Genomic DNA, 18,435 nt, shown 5'->3' on the forward strand with positions numbered 1-18,435 from the left:
ATCCGACTGAAAAATAAAACGATAGCTGGAGCTTACATGGCCAATATTGCGATCATTGACGATCATCCCGTAGCCCGACTTGCCATTCGGATGCTGCTTGAAAAAGATGAACACAGCATTGTGCTGGAGGCCGATGATGGCCTTCAGGGGCTTAATCTGATCCAAACCCGTCAGCCGGATATGGTGATTGTCGATCTGGATATCCCGACCATGAGCGGCGTGGAAGTGATTGAAAAACTGCGTGCCGCAGGCTTTAGCGGCGGCATTCTGGTGTTAACCGGGCGTGATGACGCCCACTTTCTGAGCCGCTGCCAGCAGATTGGCGCGGACGGCTTCGTCAGCAAACGCAACAACCTGGAAGAGCTGGGCGATGCCGTCAAAGCGATTCTTCGCGGTTACAGCTATTTCCCGCGTAAACGCAGCGATGGCTCAGCGTTAAAAACCGACGATCAGGAAACCACCGCACTGACGCAGCTTTCCAGCCGTGAACTGCAAGTGCTGCGTTATCTGGCGCAAGGGCTGCGCCTCGTGGATATCTCCCGGCAGATGCACATCAGCAATAAAACCGTGAGCACCTACCGCAACCGGATTATGGAAAAACTCGACATTAGCGATCTGCCTGCGCTGCTGAATTTTGCGCGCAGGCACCATCTGGATTAACACTGTGAAGTTTCTTTTTTGTCTCTTTCTTTTTTTAAGCACCCTGACGACCGCCTACGGGCGGGAGCCACTGCCGCCTGAAGCACTGCAAATCCGCAGTCAGGAACACTATCACAACAGCAACTTCTCCCTGAGCGATCAGGACTGGCGCTGGCTGGGTGAAAAACGTGTGCTGACGATTGGCGTATGGCGGCCTGAAATTCCCCCGCTCAATTTGTTCACTGAAGCCGGGAAATACGAGGGTATCGGTGCGGATTATGTGCTGCTGGTGGCGCAGTATCTTGGTCTGCAAACGAATATTCAGCGCTTTAGCACCCGTGACGAAGCCATCAGCGAACTGGAGAATGGCAGCGTGGATATGGTGGTCGATCCGGCTGGCTTTCCGATTTCGACCCACAGCAACCTGGCGACAAGCCGCAATTTCGTGACCGATCATCCGGTTCTGGTTCATCGCCAGCAGGCGACCCGAGGCCATTTCGAGTACCAGCCGGGGATGCGGCTGGCGATATCTAATTGGTATATCGACGACAGTTGGTTGACGACGCAATTTCCCGGCGTGCGAATTGTGCGTTTCAACAGTGACACCGAAGCCATGGCCTCGGTGGCGTTTGACGAAAATGATTTCTACGTCGGCAACCTGATTACGGCTTCCTATCTGCTGACGCGGAACTACAGCCACTTCCTCGAACTGCAACATGTGTTTCCCGATCACGATACCGGGAGCCGTTTTATTCTGCGCCGTGACGAAGATGTTTTGCTTAAAGGCGTCGACAAAGCGCTGCAGGCTATCCCGCGAGCGCAGGGCGAAGGCATTCTTCACAAGTGGAGTGAAGAGGCGGAGCTGTGGCGCACCCAGCAAACCGTGGCGTTTACCGAACGCGAACAGCGTTGGATCGCACGAAATTCTGTGGTGCCGGTGGGCGTGAATGCTTTCTATGCCCCTTTCACCATGGTCAGCCAGAACGGAACGTTCTATGGGATCACCGCCGATATTCTGCGCCTGATAAGCCTTCGAACCGGAATCACCTTCAGCCCGCAACCTGCGGAATCGGTCGACAGCATGTTCAGCCATATCGGGTCGAAGCAGGTGGCTTTTCTTGGCTCGATGACCTGGAGCGACACCCGCGATCATGAGCTGCTCTTCAGTCGCCCGTATTTCACCTCACCTTTTGTGCTGGTGGTCAAAGCGGGTATTGATCATCCGGTGCGTATCAGTCGCGCGATGACTCTGGCCCTGGTGAAAGGCAATGCGCTGATCCCGGAACTGCGCAGCCGCTATCCGGGGATCAATTTGCTGCTGGTGGATAATGCCAGCCTGGCGCTGCAAAGCGTGAAAGAGGGCACGGCCGACGGCGCGGTGCACACTTTGATTGGCGCGCACTACATGATTGCCCGCTATTTCCAGAATGAATTGAAAATCGCCAATACCCTTGGGGAGCACTCAGCGGAAGTCGGGTTTGCCGTGCGCCGCGATCAGCCTGAGCTGCTGAGCATTCTTAATAAGGCCCTGGCGGATATTCCTTCGAACGATGTTTCGCGCATTCTGGCGAAATGGCAAACCCGGCCGGACGTAAAGCTGGACACCTGGGAAATCTATCGCAAGCAGTTCTGGCTGGTGGTGGCGATGGCAGCGGTGGTGGCGGCGACGTTTTTGGGGTGGGTGTGGTTTTTGCGGCGTCAGGTGGCGGCACGCCGTCGGGCGCAGAACCAGATGCAGACCGAGCTTTTGTTCAGCGACACCTTGCTTAACAGCGTGTCGGTGCCAGTGTATGTTGTGAATCAGCGCGGCGATTTACTGCGCTATAACCCCGCGTGGTCAGCTTTTTTTAACGATGAGCAGCGTGACAAGGCCCAGCAGAATATCGGTAATGAGGACAATCCTCTGCACGCCATCTGGCAACAGCTGCAACCCTTGATGGCGGAAGGGCAGCTACCACACTCTTCAACCCCGCTGGCGGTGAAGATTGACAGCGGGGAGTCTGAACGCAGCGTGCTCCACTACGCCGTGCCGTGGGGCAACGAACAGCAACCTTTTGCCGGTCTCATCTGCAACTGGATTGATTTGACCCGTCACGAACAGCTGATGCAGGAATTGTCAGAAGCTCGCGAACGTGCTGAGCAGGCTAACAGAGCGAAGAGTACCTTCCTCGCCACCATGAGCCATGAAATTCGCACGCCGGTGAGTGCCATCATTGGGCTGCTGGAGCTGGCAGTGAAAACCGCCGAAGAGGAGCCGGGTGAGGAAGATCCAATCCGCGTGGCGTGGGAGTCCTCCCGCAGCCTGATGGGCATTATCGGCGACATTCTTGATATGGCGCGGATTGAATCCGGGCGACTGGAGCTGTCACCGGAGTGGGTGCGAACCACCGAACTGTTGCCGCCGGTATTGCGCGTATTTGAAGGGCTGGCGCGGCAAAAAGGCCTGCGTTTGCGTTGCACTCTGCCGCCCACGCTGCCGGGTGAAGTGTTTATCGACCCACTGCGCTTCCGTCAGATCCTGTCGAACCTTGTCGGTAATGCCATCAAATTTACCGAACAGGGCGGGATTGATATCGCCATGGATATTGCGCCGCGCGACGCCGAAACGGTGGTCTTGCAGATTGCGGTGCAGGACAGCGGTCAGGGCATTGGTGAAGAGGCGCTGGCAACCATCTTTGATCCGTGGGAACAGACCGAAGTGGGGCGCAAGCAGAGCGGTTCCGGGCTGGGGCTGGCTATCTGCGCACAGCTGGTCGAAATGATGGGGGGTGACATTTCGCTGACCAGTGAAAGTGGCCGGGGAACGACGGTGAGGTTCTCCATCCCTGTGCAGCAAAGTAACAAGCGACCGGAAGCTCGCGTCACTGAAGGGGTTCCGGCGCTGCTTCCGGACAGGCTTTCACTGAACATTTTGACGGCGGATGACCATCCGGCGAACCGCATGTTACTTCGTCGGCAGCTCACTCATTTGGGGCATCGGGTGACCGAAGCCTGCAATGGTGAAGAGGCTTTCGGGCTATGGCAAAAAGGGGATTTCGACCTGGTGATCACCGATTGCAGCATGCCGGTGATCGACGGAATTGGGCTGACGAAGCTGATTCGTGAGCATCAAAAGCAGCCGGTGGTGATCCTCGGGCTGACGGCAAACACCTGGCCTGAAGAGCGTAACCGCTGCATAGAGGCGGGGATGGACGACTGTTTGTTTAAACCGCTCCAGTTGCCGCAGCTTCAGGGGATGCTTGAGGCGGTAGCCAAAAAACTGGCCTCGCAGGGGCTAACGCTACGGCCTTCGCTGGGATCATTCCTGTCGCTGGATAAGTTGCGAGAGTTTACTCAGCACGATGACGAATGGCTCAAAACGTTGCTGCAAACCACGCTGGAGGCTAACCGGGAAGACGCGATAAAAGCCCGCGATTGCCTGGAGATCGAAGACTGGCCTGAGTTGGGATCCTGCGTGCATCGCTTGCACGGTATGGCGCAGATTATCGGCGCCACAGCAGCAGCGAAAGCCTGTAAAGAGGTGGAGGAGCTCTGCCGACAGCAAGTGCCCGATCCCGAATGCATCCGCACCACCTGGCTGGAAACCGAACATCATCTGGATCAACTCAACGAGGCCATTGCGAGCTGGCTGGAGGCGCCTCAATAAGGTGTCTTCTGGCCGGATGAGGCAGCGGCAGGGGATAACCGACAGTTATAAGGCAGATCATTTGTTGCATAAGCAGAGTAAGTTATGTATTTTTATGCAAATTAAATGCATAAAAAGGTAATGATATGATCAGCAAATGGATGAAGGTATGTTGTCTGACGGCAGCGTTAGCCGCCAGCGCTCAGGCTGCGGCAGAAACTTATGTGGTAGGGGCAGGCGGAACGTATCGCCCGTTCGAATTTGAAAACAATCAAAAGCAGCTGGAAGGCTTTGATATCGACGTGATGAAGGCCATCGCCAAAGCGGAAAATTTTGATATCAAACTGGTCAACACGCCATGGGAAGGCATTTTCGCTACCCTTAATTCTGGCGATCGCGACATCATCATTTCAGGGATCACCATTACCGACAAACGTAAACAAATGGTCGATTTCTCTGCGCCTTATTTCCCGGCAGAACAGTCCATTGTGGTGCCGAAAGATTCCAAAGTGACGTCGCTTGCTGCGCTGAAAACAGAGAAAGTCGGCGTGGTGAACTCCAGCACCGGCGATATCGTCGTCTCTGACGTGTTGGGAAAAAACAGCACGGCTATCAAACGTTTTGACAACACGCCGCTGATGCTTCAGGAGCTGTTTGAAGACGGTGTGAGCGCGGCGGTCGGCGATGTTGGGGTGGTGAAGTACTACATCAAACAGCACCCGGAAAAACAGTTCAAACTGGTGCCGGACGCCAAATTTGAACGCCAGTATTTCGGCATTGCGGTGGCAAAAGGCAACACCGAGCTGCTGGGCAAAATCAACGACGGCCTGAAGAAAATCGTCGCTGACGGCACTTATGCCAAAATCTACCAGACCTGGTTTGACGCAGACGTCCCAACGCTGCCAGCACAATAATCACGATTTTCATTCAACACCACGGCGATCGCCTTCGCGGACGGTCGCCGTTTTTTTCAGGGATAAAGTATGACGGGATTCCGTTGGGAAATTATCGAGGAGTACGGCCCGCTGTTTATTGACGGCGCGATAATGACCCTCAAATGCACCATCATCTGTGTGATCCTCGGCACGCTGTGGGGGCTAACCCTTGGCCTTGGGCGAATGGCAAAAGCGGAACACGGGCCATGGAAATACATCCTGCGCTATCTGGTGCAGTTCCCGGTGCGTTTTTATGTCAGCGCATTTCGTGGCACGCCGCTGTTTGTGCAAATCATGGTGGTTCACTTCGCGCTGGTGCCGCTGTTTATCAATCCGCGTGACGGGCTGCTGGTCAGCGGCGGGATGATGAGCAGCGACTTCGCTCGAGAACTGCGCTCGAACTACGGCGCGTTTCTCTCCTGTATCGTGGCGATTACGCTCAATGCAGGGGCTTATGTTTCGGAAATTTTCCGTGCCGGCATTCAGTCCATCGACAAAGGGCAGATGGAAGCCTCCCGTGCGTTGGGGATGCCATGGTGGAAAACCATGCGTAAGGTGATCCTGCCGCAGGCATTTCGCCGCATTCTGCCGCCGCTGGGGAACAATGCGATCGCTATCGTGAAGGATTCTTCCCTGGCTTCTGCGATTGGCCTTGCCGATCTCGCCTATGCCGCGAGAACGGTTTCCGGGGCTTACGCCACCTACTGGGAACCCTACCTGACCATTTCAGTGGTCTACTGGGTTATTACTTTCGTGCTGGCGCAGCTGGTTAACCGTCTGGAAAAGAGGTTTGGCAAAAGTGATTCACATTAAAAATCTGCATAAACGCTTTGGTGAAAGCCATGTCCTGCGCGGGATCGACTGCGATGTTCAGCCGCAGGAAGTGGTGTGCGTGATTGGCCCGTCCGGCTCCGGGAAAAGTACGTTTCTGCGCTGCATGAATGCGCTGGAATCGGTGAGCGAAGGGGAAGTGGTGGTCAACGGCTTCCCGGTGCACGACAAAAAAACCGACCTCAATAAGATGCGTGAAAGCGTCGGGATGGTGTTTCAGCGCTTTAACCTGTTCCCGCACATGACCGTGCTGGAAAACCTGCTGATGGCACCCATGGCGCTGCGGGGCATGTCCCGAGCGGAAGCTATCGCTTTTGCCGAAGGCTTGCTGGCGAAAGTAGGGCTTAGCGACAAGCGTGACGCCTGGCCGTCGAGCCTTTCCGGCGGACAGCAACAGCGCGTAGCCATCGCCCGGGCGTTGGCGATGCAGCCGTCAATCATGTTGTTTGATGAGCCCACTTCCGCGCTGGATCCGGAACTGGTGGGCGACGTGCTGGACGTCATGAAAAATCTGGCCAAAGAAGGGATGACGATGGTTATCGTGACCCATGAAATGGGCTTTGCACGCGAGGTGGCGGACCGGGTGATTTTTATTGACCAGGGCGTGATCCAGGAGCAGGGCACACCGGAACACATTTTCAACACCCCGCAAAACCCTCGTACGGCTTCCTTCCTCAGCAAAGTGTTGTAATGATACAAACCTTGCGGTGTCATCCGGCTTGCCGGAATGGCATCGCTGGTTTACGGTTACAGGCTAAGCCCCAAAGACATATTGATAATCATGGCCTATTTCTCGCGTTTACTGAACGACATTCCCGGCATCCGCCATTCTTTCCTGAACGTACATGAATCTGCTGCTTTTGATAAATCCCGGCTGGTGGATATCAAACAGGTGCATGGCGCTGAGCTTTTGTCCCTGACTGAACTGCCGCAACAGCGCCCACACGTGGACGGCGTTATCACATCGCTCACGGCGCAGCAGATAGGGATTGTGACTGCGGATTGCTTGCCTCTGCTGATGGCCTCCCGCGACGGCAGGGTGGTTGCCAGTGTCCACGCAGGCTGGCGTGGCACCGCGGCGGGCATCGTTCAACAAAGCGTAAGGCGGTTTGCTGCCAGCGGCGTTGAGGCGAAAGATATTGTTGTCGCTATCGGGCCGCACATTCGGGCTTGCTGTTACGAGGTATCTGAATCGTTCTGCGACGGATTGTTACAGACTCCCGCCAGAGAAATCGTTTCCCGACATTTATCCGCGCTGTTCTTTCGCGAGCCGCAAAACCCTAACGCTTTAAGCGCAAGCGCCCGTGAAAACAGTCATCAGTGGTTTGACCTGCCGGCCTTCTGTCTACTGCAACTGCGTGAAGCGGGGATCCGTGACGAGAATATCGAAGTGCTTGAAAAGTGTACCTACTGCACGCCTGACGAACTGGGGTCCTATCGCCGACGAACTCATGTGCCAGCGACCAAAACGCAGCAGGTGTCCTGGATTGTTAAGGAGAGATAAGTCATCGGATAAATGTATTTATCCGAATTTTCAGGAATATACTCTTTTGTCAATTCACTGACGGGGGGAGTAAATAGGAGAAAACGTATCATTTTAATCCAATAAAGGACCATCTGACTCATTGAAAAAAGGTATAAATCGATTATTCTTGCGCCGCTAATCATATTCTGATTATGGATGCTATAAAGCAAGGAAGGACATCGGTGCCAGCGTTATTTCTCTATGAACCGCGCATGCTTATGCGAACGGTAGTCACAAATCTGTTAACAGAACAATATCCCCACATTCAGGCGCATCAGACACTGCCTTCATTAATTGAGAGCCTTCACGGCAGTTATTCCGAAAATAAAACCTTGCTGATAGGGATCGCGGGCGCGGGGCACGCCTTTTTCGATCTCCTGAGATGTATTCGGCGTATGAAATCGCTGAAGGTGAAAATCCTTGTTTGGGTTCCCGCAGAATATCCCTGGATGCTGCCGCTGTTGCGGGCCATTCACGTCCAACAGGTGCTGGTTGAAGAGGAGATCGCCACGCTCCTGCCTGCTGCTGCCGATAACATTGTGAGCGCGCGACCGCGGCCTGCACGCGAAACGGGAGAGGTGAGGCGTACGCGCAGTATTACTCAGACAGAACTCGACATTTTGCTGCAATTTGCCTCCGGCCTTTCGTCACGGGAAATGGCTGCACAGCGAAATTGCAGTTATAAAACAATATTTTCGTGGAAACATAATATTTGTGAAGCCTTAGCGCTGGAGTCTCATTCCGACTGGCTTGATGTGCTGTTTGAGCTTTCACAACTCTCATCGCAATATCAGGTAGGGTAATAGTGTGAAGAATTATAATGTGTTATCGCTTTGTGCAAATAGCGTCTGGGTCCGGGCTATTGAACTGGGCTTTGCCCATCTTGCGCGCACCAATCCCGGCTGGAATTATCTCCTGACTTCACAACAGGAAGACGGGGTGAAGCCGGATTTATTTATTATTGATTTTACCCGGCATACAGAAATTAAGCCGGAGGATATTCCGGTTAAAAATAGCCGGTTATTGATTCTGGTTCATGCCTTTCAACGTCGCCTGATAAGAACGCTGCTGGAAGAGAGCCGCTGTTCGGTACTTTGTGTCGATGAACATTTTTTGAATTTCCGGGACATCGTGGAATCCAGTGCGAGAAATAAACGGTTTATCAGCCCGCTGGTCAGGGAGATGATGATGAAACAACCCGACGAAGCGACTCCGGTTTTTCTCACTGAGGCCGAATGCAAAGTGCTTAACTTTATTCGAAATGGCAAAAATGGCGTTGAGATCTCGCAGGCACTGTTCCGCAGTCAAAAAACCATCAGCAGCCATAAACGCAATATCATGCGTAAACTGGGGGTCCGTGATGATCTTGGGCTGAAGCAGAAGATACTCGCGATGGAAGCGAGCGTGAGCTAACCGAAAGCCCGCAGATTGCGGGTTTTTCATTGCCCGAAGCGGAAAGTTTTAAAAGGTGATAATCGAGTAAACAGAAGCAAAGCTTTGAATGGTGCGTCCGAGTGGACTCGAACCACCGACCCCCACCATGTCAAGGTGGTGCTCTAACCAACTGAGCTACGGACGCACAAAAGAGAAGTGATGGTGCGTTCAATTGGACTCGAACCAACGACCCCCACCATGTCAAGGTGGTGCTCTAACCAACTGAGCTATGAACGCAATGGTGCGTCCGAGTGGACTCGAACCACCGACCCCCACCATGTCAAGGTGGTGCTCTAACCAACTGAGCTACGGACGCACAACGGGGACGAATATTAGCGGCAGGGAGGGGAAGTGGCAAGAGGCAATTGCCACTTTTCTTTCTGATTTCACGCGATTGCGGAACAACTGCACAAACTGTTGAGAAAGCCGCCACTTAAAAGCAGCGGCTTTGGGGTTAGCGAGCGGCGCGGGCCAGAATGATGGCTGAAGGCTGACGCTGAAGGAAGCGCATACGCAGCATCATCAGAATGGCCGCCGACGTCAGGCCGATAATAAAGCCCATCCAGAAGCCTGCGGGGCCCATTCTTGGCACGACACTGTCCGTTAACGCCAGAATATAGCCGCTTGGCAGACCCAGCACCCAGTACGCCGTGAAAGTAATAAAGAAGATCGAACGCGTATCTTTATAACCGCGCAGAATGCCGCTACCGATAACCTGAATCGAATCAGAAATCTGATAAACCGCAGCCAGCAGCATCAGCTGCGAGGCGAGCGTCACGACCTCAGGGTTATCGTTATACAACATAGCAATGTGCGAGCGCAGGGTGACCGTGAAGATAGCCGTCATCACCGCCATGCACACACCCACACCAAGCCCGGTCCATGCGGCCGTTTGGGCATCCAGCGTGGAGCCCTGGCCCAAACGGAAGCCTACGCGAATGGTCACCGCTGCGGCCAGTGACATCGGCAGAACGAACATCAGTGAGCTGAAGTTCAGGGCAATCTGGTGCCCGGCCACATCAATAATACCCAGCGGTGAAACCAGCAGTGCCACCACGGCAAACAGCGTCACTTCAAAAAACAACGCCAGCGCAATCGGCAGGCCAAGCTGCACCAGGCGCTTCATGATAGCCATATCTGGCATCACGAAGCCTTCATGCGTGCGAATGTCACGCATCGAGCGGGCGTTTTTCACATAGGACAGCATGGCAATAAACATCACCCAGTAAACCGCGGCGGTGGCAACACCACACCCCACACCGCCGAGTTCCGGCATGCCAAAGTGACCATAAATAAAGATGTAATTCACCGGGATGTTGACCAGCAGGCCGATAAACCCCATCACCATGCCAGGCTTGGTTTTGGCCAGACCTTCACACTGGTTACGGCAAACCTGGAAGCACAGATAGCCTGGAACGCCCCACAGCAGCGCACGCAGGTAACCGACGGCTTTATTCGCCAGTTCAGGGTCGATATTGTGCATGGAGCGGATAATGTATCCGGCGTTCCACAGCACGACCATCACCAGCACAGAAACGGTGCTCGCGAGCCAAAAGCCCTGGCGAACCTGATGCCCGATGCGGTCACGACGACCCGAACCATTGAGCTGAGCGATAACGGGCGTGAGCGCCAAAAGCAGGCCGTGTCCGAACAGAATAGCCGGGAGCCAGATGGATGTGCCGATGGCGACCGCGGCCATATCGGTGGCGCTGTATCCGCCTGCCATGACGGTGTCGACAAAACCCATCGCCGTTTGGGCCACCTGCGCAAGGATGACCGGGATTGCCAGCGCGAGAAGCTGGCGCGCTTCTAAAACGTACTTTTGCACGGGTAGATACCTTTTTATCTTTGTTATTGTGGAAGAGACTAAAAAAGCCGCCGAAACTGGCAGCAAGAAGAAAGAGCAGGGGCATTTTCGAATATATTGTAGCGAGTCATCGCCATTAAGCCAGTCAAAAAATGGCGGGGTGCACTGGCTGACTGGCAACAAGCAAGGGCAACTGATATTGTTTGAGGCATAAAAGGCGGTGCTGATTCCGTCTTCGCAGATACAGGAGTTAATGGCATGTTTACTGGTATCGTTCAGGGCACCGCAAAAGTTGTGTCCATCGATGAGAAACCAAATTTTCGCACTCATGTGGTTGAAATGCCGGAGCATATGCTCGACGGCATTGAGACTGGCGCGTCGATTGCCCACAACGGCTGCTGCCTGACGGTGACGGAGATTAACGGCAACCGCATCAGCTTTGATTTAATGAAAGAGACGCTACGTATTACCAACCTCGGCGAGTTGAAAGAGGGCGATGTGGTAAACGTCGAGCGCGCCGCTCGCTTCAACGATGAAATCGGCGGGCATTTAATGTCCGGTCATATTATGACCACCGCCGATGTGGCGAAAATTTTGACGTCCGAAAATAATCGGCAGATCTGGTTTAAAGTCCAGGATGCTGCGCTGATGAAATACATCCTCTACAAAGGCTTTATTGGCGTGGATGGCATCAGCCTGACGGTGGGCGAAGTCACCCCAACCCGTTTCTGCGTGCATCTGATCCCGGAAACGCTGGAGCGCACTACGCTTGGCAAGAAAAAGCTCGGCGAGAAGGTCAACATCGAAATCGATCCGCAGACGCAGGCGGTGGTCGATACCGTTGAACGCGTAATGGCAGCAAAAGAAGCCGCGGCGAAGCAACAAAGCGAAGTCGAATAAGACCTCAGCAGGTCAGCATTAAAAAAGGCGGTCGCGGGCTCAAACCCCACGACCGCTTTTTTGTTTTCTGAAATTCACCTTATTTATTTCGTTGAAAGCCAGATGGCCGAAGGCAAGGGTATCGCCTGCAATAAACTGTGAACCAGCCCCGGATTTCGATGAAACGAAGGCACGCACTGCTCATAAAAAGATCGTATTCAGTCGGATACTTATTCCAGAAAGCATATGTCCTGAAACAGTAAATAACATCACTGAGGGGTATGCTGATGCACCGAAAAGATCTCTATGCGCTAAAGAATTTCGATTTCCTGGCCCGCAGTTTCGCCCGCATGCACGCGCTGGGGCAGCCGGTAGATATTCAGGCCGTGATCGGCAATATGAATGAAGAGCAGCAAAAGTGGTTCTGTGAGCGCTATGAGCAGTACCGGCAGCAGGCCGTGCAGGCGAGGAAAATGGAAATCCGGTAATAATAACAGGCAGCGGGAAGAATACCCCGCTGCCTGATTCGGTTTAATTATTCAGCTTACGTTATCCGCTAATACCTTTGCCTGTTCCTCTTCCTTCTGCTGCTGTTCTGTTTCCAGCATCTTCTTCTCATATACTTTGAAGAATGGGTAGTAGATAGCCAGCGAAATAAAGAAGCAGACGAACACTAACCCGCAGGCAATCAGGTTCCAGTTGGTGGTAATCAAGGCTCCCAGCGGCGCGGGGATCGTGAAGGGCGGTTTTACCATCATGCGTGGGATCAGCCCGGAAATCGTAAACAGATACACCACCACCGTATTGACCATTGGCGCAAGAATAAATGGCACGGCCAGAATCGGGTTCATAACAATGGGCGCGCCAAATATCATCGGCTCGTTAATATTGAACAAACCCGGAATGAAAGAGAGCTTGCCGAGCGATTTCAGGTAGACAACTTTGGAGCGAATAAACAACACCACCAGGGCCAGGGTAGACCCGGTTCCGCCCATTTGTGCATACCACTGGAAGAACTGCTCGGTGAAGATGTTCGGCAATTCATAGGCGCTGGTTCCGGCCTGGAACAGCTCCATATTCTGCACAATAGCCTGATCCCACAGCGGACGAATCAACGGGCCCATCACGGCATGACCGTGAATACCGAACACCCAGAACAGGTCGATAAAGAACTGAGTGATGATCCCGCCAAACAGGTTGGTACCGGTCATAAAGCCTTTCAGCGGCATAATAATGAAGCTGATAATGGCATTAATGTCGATATTGAAAAAATGGCGGGGGATCCAGAATATCAGCACGACGGCAAGCGTCGGGAAGAGGGCCGAGAAAGAACTCGCCACTACCGGCGGAACGCCTGCTGGCATCTTGATTTCAATATTGCGAACTTTGATAAAACGGTAGATTTCAATGGCAATCAACGAGGAAATAATCGCCCCGAACAGCCCCTGAGAGCTTAATGAAGTAATCGGGATATAGCGGCCAGCAACGGCTTCTCCGGCAACCGTCACGCCCTCTTTGATATTCACCGGCACGATCATCAATAACGTCGCCAGCATGGCCAGTAGCCCGCTGGTGATGTCGTTGAGCTTGTAGCTTTTCCCCAGAAACGAACCAATGGTGAAGGCGGCATACAGCGACATCAGCCCGACGGTGAAGCGAAACGGCACATCCAGCATATCCCGCCACGGGGCAATAAAGTCCATATAGCCCTTGATGGGGATATTCAGCAGGATAACGAAAAAAGAGCCGACAATCGTCAGCGGCAGAATGGAAATTAAGCCATTGCGAATGGCCTGCATATGACGCTGATTGCCAATGGCGTTGGCCACCGGCAGCATTTTTTCAGCCAGCTTTTCAAAAAAGGACATGTCACGCTTCCCCGAACCCGTTGTTATCAATGACGGAACGGAACCACTGTCCCGATTTTTTCAGCGACCGCTGCTGGGTCGCCAGATCAAGGCGGTAAAATCCATAGCGATTTTTGTAGGCGTTTTGCCATGACCAGCAGTCGACGAAGGTCCACATGTGATAGCCCAGACAGTTGCTGCCGTCGGCAATGGCCTGGTGCAGATAGCTCAGATGCTCCTGCAAGAAGGCGATTCGATAATCATCCTGCACCTGGCCCGCGACCATAAACTGCTCTTCATCCTGAATGCCGATGCCATTCTCCGACACAAACCACGGCACATTGCCGTAGGTGTTTTTCATCACCATAGCGATGTCGTAGAGCGCTTCCGGGTAGATTTCTATGCCCCGGGAAGTGTTCATCCGCCGACCGGGCATCATGTACTCTTCAAAAAAACGTTCCGGCACGAAGGGCTGGCTGGCATCAAGCGGTGTTTCACGCGCTTTAACGCGACGAGGGCGGTAGTAATTAATCCCCACCAAATCAACGCGCGTGTTAGCGATGAGTTCACAATCGCCAGGCCGTGCTTCCGGAAGCTGATTAAATTCTTTCAGGAGGGTCAGCAGCTCTTCGGGATAGTGGCCCAGCAGCATAGGTTCATTGATGCTGCGGGTGTAAAAGAGATCGGCCATTTTCGCCGCCTGAAGATCTTCTTCGCTATCGCTGCGCGGGTAGACCGGAATGACATCCATGATGATGCCAATCTTTCCTTGTCGGCCTGATTCGCGCCAGGCAGTAACCGCCTTGCAGTGCGCCAGCACGATGTGGTGCAGCACCTGTGCCGCACGACCAAAGTCACTGACGTAAGGGTAATGGCGTGGGTGCAGATATCCCGCTTCCGCCGGGATCAGCGGTTCGTTGAAGGTAAACCAGTACCGAACTCTGTCACCGAACAGCTCGTAGCACAGGCGGGCATAGCGGGCAAAGGCGTCCACCACTTCGCGATTCTCAAAGCCGCCTTTTTGCTGCAGGGCCATGGGCATATCGAAGTGATAAAGATTGATAAACGGTTCAATACCCTGAGCCTGTAGCTCATCGATAACCGCGTTGTAGAACGCTACGGCCTGAGGATTGACCTCGCCATCTCCGTCAGGGATCAGGCGTGACCAGGAAATCGAGGTGCGAAATGAATTCAGGCCAATCTCTTTGGCGAGCTGAATATCTTCCTTGTAGTGCGTATAAAAGGTGGAAGCCTCACGGCACCCGACCCCGCCGTGGAAGCGTTCATTGAAATGTTCGGAAGCATAGTCCCAGATATTTTCACCTTTACCGTCACCGGCCACGCGGCCTTCCGATTGCGTAGCGCTGGTTGCCGTGCCCCACCAGAAATGTTCAGGAAAGCGGTATTTCATGGCTTGCCCTTATTGTGGTTGCGGTAAAAGCGAAAGTGCCTGTTGCAGGACTTTGTCACCCTGCATGGAGCCGTATTGCATCATGTCGATAGCCGCAACTGGCACACCATACGGCGCGGCGGCCTGGGTCAAACTTTGCAGCTGAAACTTCACCTGTGGGCCGAGCAAAATGACATCGGCTTCGGTGACAATTTGGGGGAAATCAGAGACGGGCACCGCTGTAATTTCAGCTTCGACATTCTGGCTTTTGGCGGCGGCCTTCATTCGTTCAACCAGCATGCTGGTGGACATGCCTGCAGCACAACATAAATAGATTTTTTTCATCGTATCCCTCGTCATTTCAGCTCTGTCTGTCCGCAAAATTGCTTAAGAGCATTCTGGGTAGGTGCGAAAAAAGCGGCAAGAGAGGGTCAACACAGTTCTGCGAATTCGCGCTGGTACTTTTCCCAGGACAAAATCGCATTTTTCCTGAATGTTTTTTAAAAACAGAAGGATAAGGATGGTACTTTCCCGCAGGATGGGCGCTTCCGATCGCTAAAAGTGCGGTGGAGTGCATCCGTTTGCCTTCGGGCGTCGTCTCCTGTAGCGAACTTATTGTGACGGGAGTCCTGAGATGAACCAATGTTACCTCTGTTTTGCCCTTTTTCTGCCGCTCGCCGGGGCGACGGCAGCGACACCCCTGACCGATCCGGATGCCCGCCATCAGCCGGGAGACGGTATCATCAAAGTCTATGGCCCCGGCGGCCCACATTCGGCGCTGCAAAAGGCCGCCAGCCTCTGGACGAAGCAGTCGGGCGTTAAAGTGGAGATTGTCTACGGGCCTGAAAGCCAGTGGAGCAAGGCGGCCCAGCGCGATGCCGATCTGATTTTCGGCTCCTCAGAGCAGTCGATGACCGCATTTCTTGAAACCTACACCTTTATTCACAGCCGCAGCGTGCAGCCGCTCTATCTGCAAAGTGCGGTCATCGCCGTCAAACCGGGCAACCCACGCGACATCCACAGCTTCAACGACCTGCTGGAAAAAGAGGTCGCTATCGTGGTGACCGAGGGGGCGGGTGTCTACAACACCTCCGGCACCGGGGTCTGGGAAGATCTTGCCGGGCGCAAAGGCAGGCTGAAAGACGTGAAAAATATCCGCAGTAAAATCATCGCCTTTGCGAAGGGCAGCGGCGCGGCGTTTAAGGCCTTCCAGCAGCCTGATGCGGACGCCTGGATAACCTGGAGCGACTGGCCGCTGACCCATCCCGATAAAGCCGAGCTGGTGAAGATAGAGCCGGAAAGACGCCTTTACCGTGATATGAATGTGGCCGTCGCCAGCCACGCCGAGCCGCAGACGGCGGAGTTTGTCCGCTTCCTCACCTCCCCGCAGGCGACCGAAATCTTTGCCCGCGAAGGCTGGAAGCGTTAGCTCTGCCGTCCGGGTGAAGTTCAGTGAAGTAACCCATGAGAAAATAAGGAGAGACAAGATGATTAAAGCACGTTTTTACCATGCCGGATGTTCTGTCTGCGTTGCGGCTGAGCAGGCTCTGTTAGTGTTACTGTCGCCAGAGGTGGAGGTTGAAGTGGTTCACCTTGGGGAGCAACCGCAGCGTGTGGCTGAAGCCGAAGGGGCCGGGGTGAAATCCGTTCCGGCGCTGGTGGTGGGGCATGACGTTCTGCATATTAATTTCGGCGCTCCGCTCGACGCGCTTAAATAAATATAAATTGTGAATGTTATTTAGCAGGCAATCAGTTTTTATAATGATTGTCTGTTTTGTCTTTCTGAAATAAATCGCGTAAGCAAGGCTGCGCGAATGACTTTAATAGAGAAAGACTGATTGTTGATGACCGTTTTCGTCTTTAAAACTGAGTGTGGCATTCAATAAACACCCTGAGTCCTTAATGAGGAAATAACGATGAGCAAAAAAGGATTAACGACGGCTTCAGGCGCCCCGGTGGCGCACAACAACAATGTTGCGACGGCAGGCCCCCGGGGCCCCATGCTGCTTCAGGACGTCTGGTTTCTGGAAAAGCTGGCGCACTTTGATCGGGAGGTTATCCCGGAACGACGAATGCACGCCAAAGGCTCTGGCGCTTACGGAACATTCACGGTGACCAAAGATATTTCCCGCTACAGCAAGGCGAAACTATTTTCCGCCGTGGGAAAGAAAACCGAGTTATTTGTGCGCTTTTCAACGGTAGCCGGAGAGCGAGGGGCCGCCGATGCTGAACGAGATATTCGCGGCTTTTCCATTAAGTTTTATACCGAAGAGGGCAACTGGGATTTGGTCGGTAATAATACGCCCATTTTCTATTTACGCGACCCGTTAAAATTCCCCGATCTCAACCATGTGGTAAAACGCGACCCGCGCAGTAATTTGCGTAATCCTGCGTGGAAGTGGGACTTCTTTTCGCTGCTGCCGGAAACCCTGCATCAGCTGACCATCGACTTCAGCGATCGCGGGCTGCCGCGCTCCTATCGCACGATGCACGGTTTTGGCAGTCACGCCTTCAGCTTTATCAACGCCGACAACCAACGCTTCTGGGTCAAATTCCACATCAAGTCGCAGCAGGGGGTTGAAAACCTGCTGGACGAAGAAGCGAAAAAATTGGTGGCCAAAGACAGGGAGAGCGCCCAACGCGATCTGTTTACCGCCATTGAAAGCGGCAACTTTCCCCGCTGGACTTTCTGCGTGCAGATCATGCCCGAGGCCGATGCCGCCAAAGTGCCTTATAACCCCTTCGACCTGACTAAAGTCTGGCCGCACGCCGACTATCCGCTGCTGGAAGTTGGCGTGCTGGAGCTGAACCGCAACCCGGATAACTACTTTGCCGAAGTGGAGCAGGTGGCGATGTCTCCGGCGAACGTGGTGCCGGGGATCGGGTTTTCGCCCGATAAGATGCTTCAGGGCCGCCTGTTCTCCTATGGCGATGCCCACCGCTATCGCCTTGGCGTCAATCACCACCAAATCCCGGTCAATGCGCCACGCTGCCCGTTCCATAACTATCACCGCGATGGTGCGATGCGCGTGGATGGCAACAGCGGTAATGGCGTGACCTATGAACCCAACAGCTTCGGCGTTTTTCAGGAACAGCCTGATTTCAGCGAACCGCCGCTAACGCTGGAGGGCGCGGCAGCTCACTGGGATCACCGTGAGGACGGGGATTACTTCAGTCAGCCGAGGAAGCTGTTCGAACTGCTGAGCGAAGAGGAGCATCAGAGGATGTTCGCGCGCATAGCAGGCGATATGCAGGAGGTCCCGGACTTTATCCAGCAGCGCCAGATCAATCTCTTCAGCCAGGTTCATCCCGACTACGGCGCCGGGGTAGCAGCGGCGCTGCGAAAGCTTAATACCTGCAGATAGCAGCAAAACGGGAGCCCTGGCTCTAATGCCGATCAGTTAAGGATCAGTTGACCGATCCAGTGGCTGTGTAAGAATCCGGAAACGCTCACTCGTTTCCGGATTTTTTTATGCTCATTGGACAGGCACTTGATTTGGTATCCCGTTACGATTCTCTGCGT

The 18,435-nt window shown here is 53.8% G+C and carries 17 protein-coding genes and 3 tRNA genes; 13 read left to right on the forward strand and 7 right to left on the reverse strand.

The annotated features are described in order from the left end of the window. Positions 1-36 precede the first annotated feature (36 nt). The 8 genes from ACRCWW_RS01750 to ACRCWW_RS01785 all read left to right on the forward strand — a co-directional run bounded on the left by ACRCWW_RS01750 (position 37) and on the right by ACRCWW_RS01785 (position 8,968). Positions 37-660 carry a response regulator gene (locus ACRCWW_RS01750; RefSeq protein WP_438680855.1) on the forward strand — a complete coding sequence of 208 codons (624 nt, stop codon included), beginning with the start codon at positions 37-39 and terminating at the stop codon, positions 658-660. Positions 661-664: 4 nt separating this feature from the next. Beyond that, a complete protein-coding gene (locus ACRCWW_RS01755; protein WP_438680856.1) occupies positions 665-4,285 on the forward strand; it encodes a transporter substrate-binding domain-containing protein in 3,621 nt (1,206 codons plus the stop codon). A 125-nt stretch (positions 4,286-4,410) separates the two neighbouring features. Continuing rightward, entirely contained in the window at positions 4,411-5,178 is a 768-nt protein-coding gene (locus ACRCWW_RS01760; protein ID WP_438680857.1) for a basic amino acid ABC transporter substrate-binding protein, read from the forward strand. Positions 5,179-5,247: 69 nt separating this feature from the next. Further along, positions 5,248-6,012, forward strand: coding sequence for an amino acid ABC transporter permease (locus ACRCWW_RS01765; protein WP_438680858.1), 765 nt, complete (start codon positions 5,248-5,250; stop codon positions 6,010-6,012). Continuing rightward, entirely contained in the window at positions 5,999-6,721 is a 723-nt protein-coding gene (locus ACRCWW_RS01770; RefSeq protein ID WP_438680873.1) for an amino acid ABC transporter ATP-binding protein, read from the forward strand. Before ACRCWW_RS01765 ends, ACRCWW_RS01770 begins: the two co-directional genes overlap by 14 nt. A 90-nt stretch (positions 6,722-6,811) precedes the next feature. Continuing rightward, a complete protein-coding gene (gene pgeF / locus ACRCWW_RS01775) occupies positions 6,812-7,534 on the forward strand; it encodes a peptidoglycan editing factor PgeF (RefSeq protein WP_438680859.1) in 723 nt (240 codons plus the stop codon). Between the two features lie 203 nt (positions 7,535-7,737). Then, a complete protein-coding gene (locus ACRCWW_RS01780) occupies positions 7,738-8,358 on the forward strand; it encodes a helix-turn-helix transcriptional regulator (RefSeq protein WP_438680860.1) in 621 nt (206 codons plus the stop codon). Positions 8,359-8,362: 4 nt separating this feature from the next. Next, complete coding sequence (locus ACRCWW_RS01785) at positions 8,363-8,968, forward strand: response regulator transcription factor (protein WP_438680861.1); 606 nt, start codon at positions 8,363-8,365, stop codon at positions 8,966-8,968. An 89-nt stretch (positions 8,969-9,057) separates the two neighbouring features. On the opposite strand, the gene ACRCWW_RS01790 is transcribed toward ACRCWW_RS01785, so the two are convergent. From ACRCWW_RS01790 to mdtK, 4 genes are all read right to left on the reverse strand, one after another. Further along, positions 9,058-9,134 (reverse strand) — tRNA-Val (locus ACRCWW_RS01790). A 15-nt stretch (positions 9,135-9,149) separates the two neighbouring features. After that, positions 9,150-9,226, reverse strand: a tRNA-Val gene (locus tag ACRCWW_RS01795). A 2-nt stretch (positions 9,227-9,228) separates the two neighbouring features. Then, positions 9,229-9,305, reverse strand: a tRNA-Val gene (locus ACRCWW_RS01800). 138 nt (positions 9,306-9,443) lie between these two features. Beyond that, positions 9,444-10,817: an MdtK family multidrug efflux MATE transporter gene (gene mdtK / locus ACRCWW_RS01805; protein WP_438680862.1), complete on the reverse strand. Its 1,374-nt coding sequence runs from the start codon at positions 10,815-10,817 to the stop codon at positions 9,444-9,446. A 237-nt stretch (positions 10,818-11,054) separates the two neighbouring features. On the opposite strand from mdtK, the gene ACRCWW_RS01810 reads away from it, so the two are divergent. Continuing rightward, positions 11,055-11,696: a riboflavin synthase subunit alpha gene (locus tag ACRCWW_RS01810; RefSeq protein WP_438680863.1), complete on the forward strand. Its 642-nt coding sequence runs from the start codon at positions 11,055-11,057 to the stop codon at positions 11,694-11,696. A 260-nt stretch (positions 11,697-11,956) separates the two neighbouring features. After that, positions 11,957-12,163: a cell surface composition regulator GlgS gene (gene glgS, locus ACRCWW_RS01815; RefSeq protein ID WP_438680864.1), complete on the forward strand. Its 207-nt coding sequence runs from the start codon at positions 11,957-11,959 to the stop codon at positions 12,161-12,163. Positions 12,164-12,214: 51 nt separating this feature from the next. Here glgS and ACRCWW_RS01820 read toward each other — a convergent pair whose 3' ends face one another. From ACRCWW_RS01820 to ACRCWW_RS01830, 3 genes are read right to left on the reverse strand one after another with little or no spacing between them, the layout of a single operon-like run. Beyond that, positions 12,215-13,543: a PTS sugar transporter subunit IIC gene (locus ACRCWW_RS01820; protein ID WP_438680865.1), complete on the reverse strand. Its 1,329-nt coding sequence runs from the start codon at positions 13,541-13,543 to the stop codon at positions 12,215-12,217. Between the two features lies 1 nt (position 13,544). Beyond that, complete coding sequence (locus ACRCWW_RS01825) at positions 13,545-14,933, reverse strand: glycoside hydrolase family 1 protein (protein WP_438680866.1); 1,389 nt, start codon at positions 14,931-14,933, stop codon at positions 13,545-13,547. A gap of 9 nt (positions 14,934-14,942) precedes the next feature. After that, positions 14,943-15,257, reverse strand: a complete 315-nt coding sequence (locus ACRCWW_RS01830; protein WP_438680867.1) for a PTS sugar transporter subunit IIB — start codon at positions 15,255-15,257, stop codon at positions 14,943-14,945. A gap of 289 nt (positions 15,258-15,546) precedes the next feature. Here ACRCWW_RS01830 and ACRCWW_RS01835 point away from each other — a divergent pair, with 289 nt between their 5' ends. From ACRCWW_RS01835 to ACRCWW_RS01845, 3 genes are all read left to right on the forward strand, one after another. Beyond that, complete coding sequence (locus ACRCWW_RS01835) at positions 15,547-16,341, forward strand: substrate-binding domain-containing protein (protein ID WP_438680868.1); 795 nt, start codon at positions 15,547-15,549, stop codon at positions 16,339-16,341. Between the two features lie 58 nt (positions 16,342-16,399). After that, positions 16,400-16,630, forward strand: coding sequence for a thioredoxin family protein (locus ACRCWW_RS01840; protein WP_438680869.1), 231 nt, complete (start codon positions 16,400-16,402; stop codon positions 16,628-16,630). Between the two features lie 198 nt (positions 16,631-16,828). Further along, positions 16,829-18,277, forward strand: a complete 1,449-nt coding sequence (locus ACRCWW_RS01845; protein WP_438680870.1) for a catalase — start codon at positions 16,829-16,831, stop codon at positions 18,275-18,277. Positions 18,278-18,435: the final 158 nt, after the last annotated feature.

This window comes from Scandinavium sp., assembly GCF_051650185.1.
In the GTDB taxonomy this organism is placed as follows: Bacteria; Pseudomonadota; Gammaproteobacteria; order Enterobacterales; family Enterobacteriaceae; genus Scandinavium.

Excerpts from the sequence above, each read along its gene's own strand:
- ACRCWW_RS01750 (WP_438680855.1), top strand. The coding sequence starts at position 37 with ATGGCCAATATTGCGATCATTGACGATCATCCCGTAGCCCGACTTGCC.
- ACRCWW_RS01760 (WP_438680857.1), top strand. The coding sequence starts at position 4,411 with ATGATCAGCAAATGGATGAAGGTATGTTGTCTGACGGCAGCGTTAGCC.
- ACRCWW_RS01765 (WP_438680858.1), top strand. The coding sequence starts at position 5,248 with ATGACGGGATTCCGTTGGGAAATTATCGAGGAGTACGGCCCGCTGTTT.
- pgeF (WP_438680859.1), top strand. The coding sequence starts at position 6,812 with ATGGCCTATTTCTCGCGTTTACTGAACGACATTCCCGGCATCCGCCAT.
- ACRCWW_RS01810 (WP_438680863.1), top strand. The coding sequence starts at position 11,055 with ATGTTTACTGGTATCGTTCAGGGCACCGCAAAAGTTGTGTCCATCGAT.
- glgS (WP_438680864.1), top strand. The coding sequence starts at position 11,957 with ATGCTGATGCACCGAAAAGATCTCTATGCGCTAAAGAATTTCGATTTC.
- ACRCWW_RS01820 (WP_438680865.1), bottom strand. The coding sequence starts at position 13,543 with ATGTCCTTTTTTGAAAAGCTGGCTGAAAAAATGCTGCCGGTGGCCAAC.
- ACRCWW_RS01825 (WP_438680866.1), bottom strand. The coding sequence starts at position 14,933 with ATGAAATACCGCTTTCCTGAACATTTCTGGTGGGGCACGGCAACCAGC.
- ACRCWW_RS01830 (WP_438680867.1), bottom strand. The coding sequence starts at position 15,257 with ATGAAAAAAATCTATTTATGTTGTGCTGCAGGCATGTCCACCAGCATG.
- ACRCWW_RS01835 (WP_438680868.1), top strand. The coding sequence starts at position 15,547 with ATGAACCAATGTTACCTCTGTTTTGCCCTTTTTCTGCCGCTCGCCGGG.
- ACRCWW_RS01840 (WP_438680869.1), top strand. The coding sequence starts at position 16,400 with ATGATTAAAGCACGTTTTTACCATGCCGGATGTTCTGTCTGCGTTGCG.
- ACRCWW_RS01845 (WP_438680870.1), top strand. The coding sequence starts at position 16,829 with ATGAGCAAAAAAGGATTAACGACGGCTTCAGGCGCCCCGGTGGCGCAC.